This window comes from Nocardia sp. NPDC059154 (assembly GCF_042755705.1).
Classification (GTDB): domain Bacteria; phylum Actinomycetota; class Actinomycetes; order Mycobacteriales; family Mycobacteriaceae; genus Nocardia.
The window spans coordinates 1777-8195 of sequence record NZ_JBHZCS010000121.1 but is presented as its reverse complement, the minus strand read 5'-3'; the positions used below and the strand labels follow the sequence as shown (position 1 = coordinate 8195).

The window sequence follows — 6419 nt, the reverse complement described above, 5'->3', positions numbered from 1 at the left end:
GAGGAAAGGGGGAAATAGGAAGACGGAAGGAGGAAAACGGGGTTTTGTTGGGGTCGTGGGAGTTGTTGGGGGGCCTTCGGGGGGGGGGGGGGGGGAGGGGGAAAGAAAAAGGGGGGGGGGGGGACCCCGGAAGGTTTCCCCCCCCCGCTTCTTTTTGCCTACTGCGTACCTACTGCGTACCGAACGCGAGAATCAACCGCGTTCGCGCAGGTCAGGATTACACGTCGAAGTACAGCTCGAACTCGTACGGGTGCGGCCGCAGGTTGACGGGCGCGATTTCCTGGGTGCGCTTGATGTCGATCCAGGTCTCGATCAGGTCCTCGGTGAACACGCCACCCTCGGTGAGGTAGTCGTGGTCTTCCTCGAGGCGGTCGATGACCGACGCCAGCGAGGTGGGGGCCTGCGGGATGTTCTTGGCCTCCTCCGGCGGGAGCTCGTAGAGGTCCTTGTCGACCGGGGCCATCGGCTCCAGCTTGCGCTTGATGCCGTCCAGGCCGGCCATCATCATGGCGGCGAAGGCCAGGTACGGGTTACCCGAGGAGTCCGGCGCACGGAACTCGATGCGCTTGGCCTTCGGGTTCGAGCCGGTGATCGGGATGCGGATCGCGGCCGAGCGGTTGCGCTGCGAGTACACCAGGTTGATGGGGGCCTCGTAGCCCGGCACCAGACGGTGGTAGGAGTTCACGGTCGGGTTGGTGAACGCCAGCAGCGACGGGGCGTGGTGCAGGATGCCGCCGATGTAGTGACGCGCCAGATCCGACAGGCCCGCGTAGCCGGACTCGTCGTGGAACAGCGGCTTGCCGTCCTTCCACAGCGACTGGTGGGCGTGCATGCCCGAGCCGTTGTCGCCGAAGAGCGGCTTCGGCATGAAGGTAACGGTCTTACCCTCCTGCCACGCGGTGTTCTTCACGATGTACTTGAACAGCTGCAGGTCGTCAGCGGCGCCCAGCAGGGTGTTGAAGCGGTAGTTGATCTCGGCCTGACCGGCGGTGCCGACCTCGTGGTGGCCGCGCTCCAGATCGAAGCCCGCGTTCTGCAGGTTGGTCGAGATCTTGTCGCGCAGGTCGACGTAGTGGTCGTACGGGGCAACCGGGAAGTAACCACCCTTGTTGCGCACCTTGTAGCCACGGTTCGGGGTGCCGTCGGCGTTGTACTCGGCGCCGGTGTTCCAGGAGCCCGAGATCGAGTCGATCTCGTAGAAGGCGCCGTTCATGGCCGAGTCGTAGCGGATCGAGTCGAAGATGTAGAACTCGGCCTCGGCACCGAAGTAGCAGGTGTCGGCGATGCCGGTCGAACGCAGGTACTCCTCGGCCTTACGCGCGATGTTGCGCGGGTCGCGGGAGTAGGCCTCGCGGGTGAACGGGTCGTGCACGAAGAAGTTCATGTTCAGCGTCTTCGCGGCGCGGAAGGGGTCGATCCGGGCAGTGCTGAAGTCGGGCAGCAGCAGCATGTCCGACTCGTCGATCGACTGGAAGCCGCGCACCGACGAACCGTCGAAGGCGAGGCCCTCTTCGGCGAGATCAGCGGTGAACGCCTTCGCCGGGATCGAGAAGTGCTGCTGCACACCGGGGAGGTCGGTGAACCGAACGTCGACGTATTCGAGCTCCTCCTCCTTGATGTACTTGATGACCTCGTCGGCCGTGCTGAACGCCACTTAGTACTCCTTACGGATCGGTTCCCAGCCAGTGGTGACTGCATGGGTTCGTCGCGACCACACGGTATGGACGCGGTGTTTCCCTGTAATCAAGGCTGTGTTTCGCCAGTGTTACACGCACTGCTGGCCGGGGGTTCGGCGGTGCCCCCGGGTTCGCGAAGACGCCGCAGCGGTCGCCGAGCAATGCTCGACCAGCAGGGACATCCTGCCACCGACCTGCCCGAAGCGGCTGTTAAGACTCTGAAAAATTAGGGGCCTTGCCAACTCCGGTCCGGCCATCGTGACAATCCTCACCGCCGGGCATCCACCTGGCAATCTCGGATGCCGAACGATTGCGCGCCCGTCCGGGACCGGGTGAACAGCTAGGACGCACCCATATATGGTTCCGTCCTCGCACCCCGACCGGCAGGGGTGCGAAACCGGCCCGCCGACGCCGCATAAGCTGGGCGCATGGCTCGCATCACCGGCTCCTGGCTGTCCGGACCGAACGCCGAATCCGGAGACAACCCGCCCGGTGACTACCAGGGCAAGGAACTCGGCCTGCCGCCGTCCGGACGCGGCGCGCTCGCTCCCTTCACCCGCCGCGTGCTGGCGCTGCTCGTCGACTGGTTCATCTCGATGGGCCTGGCCGCGATCATCGTGCGGCCCGACGCCGAGCACATCATCTCGAAGATGACCATTCCGAAGGGCCAGCAACCGCCCTCGCACTTCGAGGTCATCACGCAGGCGCTGTCGACGCCGACGCTGCTGGTGTGGTTCGTGCTGGGGATCGCCGCGGTCACGCTGTTCGGCTTCACGCCCGGCCAGTACTTCCTGAAGCTGCGGGTCAGCCGGGTCGATGCCGAGGCACCCGTCGGTTTCATTCGCGCCCTGGTCCGGCAGCTCATCCTGCTGTTCGTCATCCCCGCCCTGTTCACCGACAGCGACGGCCGCGGCATGCACGACCGCGCCACCGGCACCGCCCTGGTCTACAGCCGCTGACCCGCGCCGCGGACTTCCGCGCGGGTTGATTCGAAACCCGGTACAGCGCGCGCGTCGGTCTGCGCCGGGCCTGTGACCTGCGATGCTGTTGGTGCAGTGTGTGGCAGGACGTTGCCAAATGTTCACCGCAGTTTGCCTTCGATCGGTATGGTTGCGGCGATTTGCCGCGACGCAGCCGCCAGGTTGACGTCGGGCAGATAGCTGATGCTGTGCTGATGGAGGATCGATGGTCGAGGGCTACCGGGATGCCGCGTGGAGAATCAGCCGGCGGTCCCTGTTCGTGACCACCGGCCTGCTCGGCCTGGCCGGCGCCTGCGCGGCCGTCAGCGCGGGCGGCAATGCGGCGGTCGACCCGGCGGAGATCGGGCAGACCGCGGCCGGCATCACCCCCGTCGTCCGGGTGGAACGGGTCTACTCGGCCGCCCGCCGCCGCGACGTGGACCTGGTCACCATCCTGCCGCCCGGCGTCCCCACTGAGAACCTGCCCGTGTCGCTGCTGCTGCACGGCCTGCACGGCACCGCCCGCACCTCGGCCGTCGGCAATATCGGCGACGTGCTGGCCGCCGGGGTCGTCACCCGGCTGTCCCCGGCCTTCGGTTTCGTGGCCCTCGACGGCGGCGACAACTACTGGCACGACCACGGCACCGGCGACGATCCAATGTCCATGCTGCTCAACGAGGTTCCCGGCTGGCTGGCGCAGCGCCGCCTGGGCGCACCGGGCGGTCTGCCGTTCGCCTGCACCGGCACCTCCATGGGTGGCTTCGGCGCGCTGGTGTACTCGCGCCGCCGCTTCGAACAGGGCCGGCCGCTGAACGCGGTTGCTGCCATGTCGCCGGGGTTGCTCACCTCGTGGACCGAAATGGCCAAGCGGAACGCCTTCATCGATGCCGATCAGTGGGCGGCGCTCGACCCGCTGCGCAACCTCGACAAGGCGGGCCCGGCCCCCGTCGGCGTGTGGTGCGGCGACCGCGACCGCTTCATCGACGGCTGCCGCCGCTACATCGCCACCGCCCACCCTGAGATCGGCCTGGTCACCCCGGGCACGCACGCCGACGAGTACTGGCGCACCGTCACCCCGGACGTCGTCCGCTTCCTCTCCCGCTACGTCGGCTGATCTTCCGGTACGACCCGGCCGGCCCGAGAGCGTCAGGCCTTGTGGCCGAAGGCATTTCGGAAACGAACGAGGCCCGCGTCCTGGGGACGCGGGCCTCGAAGGTTCCGGTGGGTCAGCGGCGGCGGATGCTGCGCTGCACGCCGCGCATCTTGGCGCCGCTCGGCAGCGGGCCCTTGGGGAGGGCCGGACCGCCGCGGGTGGCCAGCGCGGACAGCCGGCCCTCGATGAGGTCCATGCGCTTGGTGTCGATATTGCGGGGGAGCTTGGTCAGGTAGCGCTGCAGTTCCTTCAGCGGCACCTGGTCCTGCTCGTTGCCGATCACCACGTCGTAGATCGGGGTGTCGCCGACCAGGCGGGAGACCTTCTTCTTCTCCTGCGCGAGCAGGGATTTCACGCGCTGCGGCGAACCCTCCGCGACCAGGATGACACCGGGCAGGCCGACCACGCGGTGCACGGCGTCGAGCTGGGTGGTGGCGGCGACGCCGGGGGAGACCCGCCACTTGCCCTGCAGGTTGTCCAGCACCCAGGCGGCCGCGCCGGCCTGACCCTCGGCCTTGGCGTACACGTTCTTCTGGACCCGGCGGCCGAAGATGATGAACGCGGCCAGCGCGCCCAGCAGCACGCCGATCGGCAGCAGGAACCACTGCATGCCGAAGATCAGGCCGATCACCAGGAACAGCACGGTCACGCCGACGAGGGCGCCGATCATCAGCGGCAGCAGCAGCTTGTCTTCCTTGCGCTGCATCTGGAATGCCTGCCAGAGTTGCTGGCGGCGCTCCTTCGACGCCTGTTTGCGCGCCGCCTTCGCCGCGGCCTTCGCTTCCTTCGACGGATTACCGCCCTTGCCTGCTGCCATGGCGTCCAGCTTAATGGCCGGGTGCGCCCGGTTCGCGACGGGATCATCGCGATGGCGAGCGGTCGGTACCGCGGCGACGGCCGTCATCTCACCCAGTGGGATCGGTGGCAGCCGGATCGGCCGGATTCAGCCGTTGCTCCCGGCCTTGTCCCGCATCGACTCCGCCAGCTGCGTGGGCATGGCCTCGTGCCGCGCGTAGGCACGGGTGAAGGTGGCCCCGCCGTGCGCCAGTGAACGCAGGTCCACGGCGTAGCGGCTGAGCTCGAGTTCCGGCACCTCGGCGCGAATCGCGGTGCGCCCCAGCCCGACCGGCTCGGTGCCCAGCACCCGGCCCCGACGGCTGGACAGATCGACCAGCACCGGTCCCACGTAGTCGTCCGAAACCACCACGTGCACTTCGGATATCGGCTCCAGCAGGTTGATGCGCGCCGCTGCGGCCGCCTCCCGCAGGGCCAGCGCCCCGGCCATCTGGAAGGCCGCGTCGGAGGAGTCGACCGAGTGCGCCTTCCCGTCGAACAGCGTCACCCGGACATCAACGAGTGGATATCCGGCCGCCACACCCCGCGCGGCCTGGGCGCGCACGCCCTTCTCGACCGACTGAATGAACTGGCGCGGAACGACTCCGCCCACCACCTTGTCCACGAACTCGATCCCGGACCCCTCGGGGAGCGGCGCCACCTCGATCTCGCAGATGGCGTACTGCCCGTGCCCGCCGGACTGCTTCACATGCCGCCCCCGCCCGGACGCCTGGGTGGCGAAGGTCTCGCGCAGCGCCACCCGGTGGTCGATGACATCCACGTGCACCCCGAACCGGGACCGCAGCCGTTCCAGCGCCACATCGCGATGCGCCTCGCCCAGCACCCACAGCACCAGCTGATGGGTGTCGGGGTTCTGTTCCAGCCGCACCGTCGGATCCTCGGCGACCAGTCGCGACAGGCCCTGCGAGAGCTTGTCCTCGTCGGCCTTGCTGTGCGCCTTCACAGCCACCGGCAGCAGCGGATCGGGCATGGACCACGGCTCGATGATGAGCGGGAAATCCTTGGCGGACAACGTATCCCCGGTCTCGGCGTGTGACAGCTTGCTCACGCACACGATGTCCCCGGCGATGGCCTGCGGCAGCGGCCGCTGCTGCTTCCCGAACGGCGCGGACACCCCGCCGACGCGTTCGTCGGCATCGTGATCACCGGTGTCGCCCTGTCCGTGCCCGCACACGTGCACGGTGTCGTCGGCGTGCAGTGTGCCCGAGAACACCCGCACCAGCGACAACCGGCCCACATAGGGATCTGAGGCGGTGCGGATCACCTCGGCGGCCAGCGGCGCGGCGGGATCGCAGGCCAGCGCGGCGGCCTTGCCGCCGGACCCGGTCGCGGACACGGGATGTTCGGCGGGCGTGGGGAATCCGCGCGTGATCAGATCCAGGATCTCCACCGTGCCGAGCCCCTGCCGCGCGCCCTCCGGCGGTGGTGCGGCGATCAGCACCGGATGGAAACTGCCGCGGGCCACCGCCTTTTCGAGGTCCGCGACGAGCGTTGCCAGGTCGATCTCCTCGCCGCCGATGTAGCGGTCCATGAGGGTCTCGTCCTCGCTCTCGGCGATGATGCCCTCGATGAGCCGGTTGCGCGCCTCCTCCAGCTGCTCCCGCTGCTCCTCGGAGGCGGGCGTCTCCACGCGTTCCCCGGTGGCGTAGTCGTAGACGTGCTGGGTGAGCAGTTCGATCAGCCCGGTCACCGGCCGGTGCCCGTCGGCGCCCTTGGGCCCGTACACCGGAAGATGCAGCGGCAGCATGCTTTCCGCCCGGCCGCCGCCCAGAATCT

4 protein-coding genes and 1 pseudogene are annotated in these 6419 nt (G+C 68.3%); 2 read left to right on the top strand and 3 right to left on the bottom strand.

Annotated features, from left to right (window positions below; translation table 11 throughout):
- Positions 1-217: 217 nt before the first annotated feature.
- On the bottom strand, positions 218-1654 hold the full coding sequence (gene glnA / locus ACFXN1_RS49160; RefSeq protein ID WP_357010665.1) for a type I glutamate--ammonia ligase: 1437 nt from the start codon (positions 1652-1654) through the stop codon (positions 218-220).
- 450 nt (positions 1655-2104) lie between these two features.
- On the opposite strand from glnA, the gene ACFXN1_RS49155 reads away from it, so the two are divergent.
- Both ACFXN1_RS49155 and ACFXN1_RS49150 read left to right on the top strand, forming a co-directional pair.
- Entirely contained in the window at positions 2105-2635 is a 531-nt protein-coding gene (locus ACFXN1_RS49155) for an RDD family protein (RefSeq protein WP_354838458.1), read from the top strand.
- Between the two features lie 226 nt (positions 2636-2861).
- Positions 2862-3749, top strand: coding sequence for an alpha/beta hydrolase (locus tag ACFXN1_RS49150; RefSeq protein ID WP_379446359.1), 888 nt, complete (start codon positions 2862-2864; stop codon positions 3747-3749).
- A 112-nt stretch (positions 3750-3861) separates the two neighbouring features.
- Here ACFXN1_RS49150 and ACFXN1_RS49145 read toward each other — a convergent pair whose 3' ends face one another.
- Positions 3862-4605 (bottom strand): DUF4191 domain-containing protein, encoded by a 744-nt coding sequence (locus ACFXN1_RS49145; protein ID WP_379446358.1) that lies wholly within the window; start codon positions 4603-4605, stop codon positions 3862-3864.
- Positions 4606-4731: 126 nt separating this feature from the next.
- Positions 4732-6419: pseudogene (locus ACFXN1_RS49140) on the bottom strand (elongation factor G-like protein EF-G2); the annotation flags it as partial.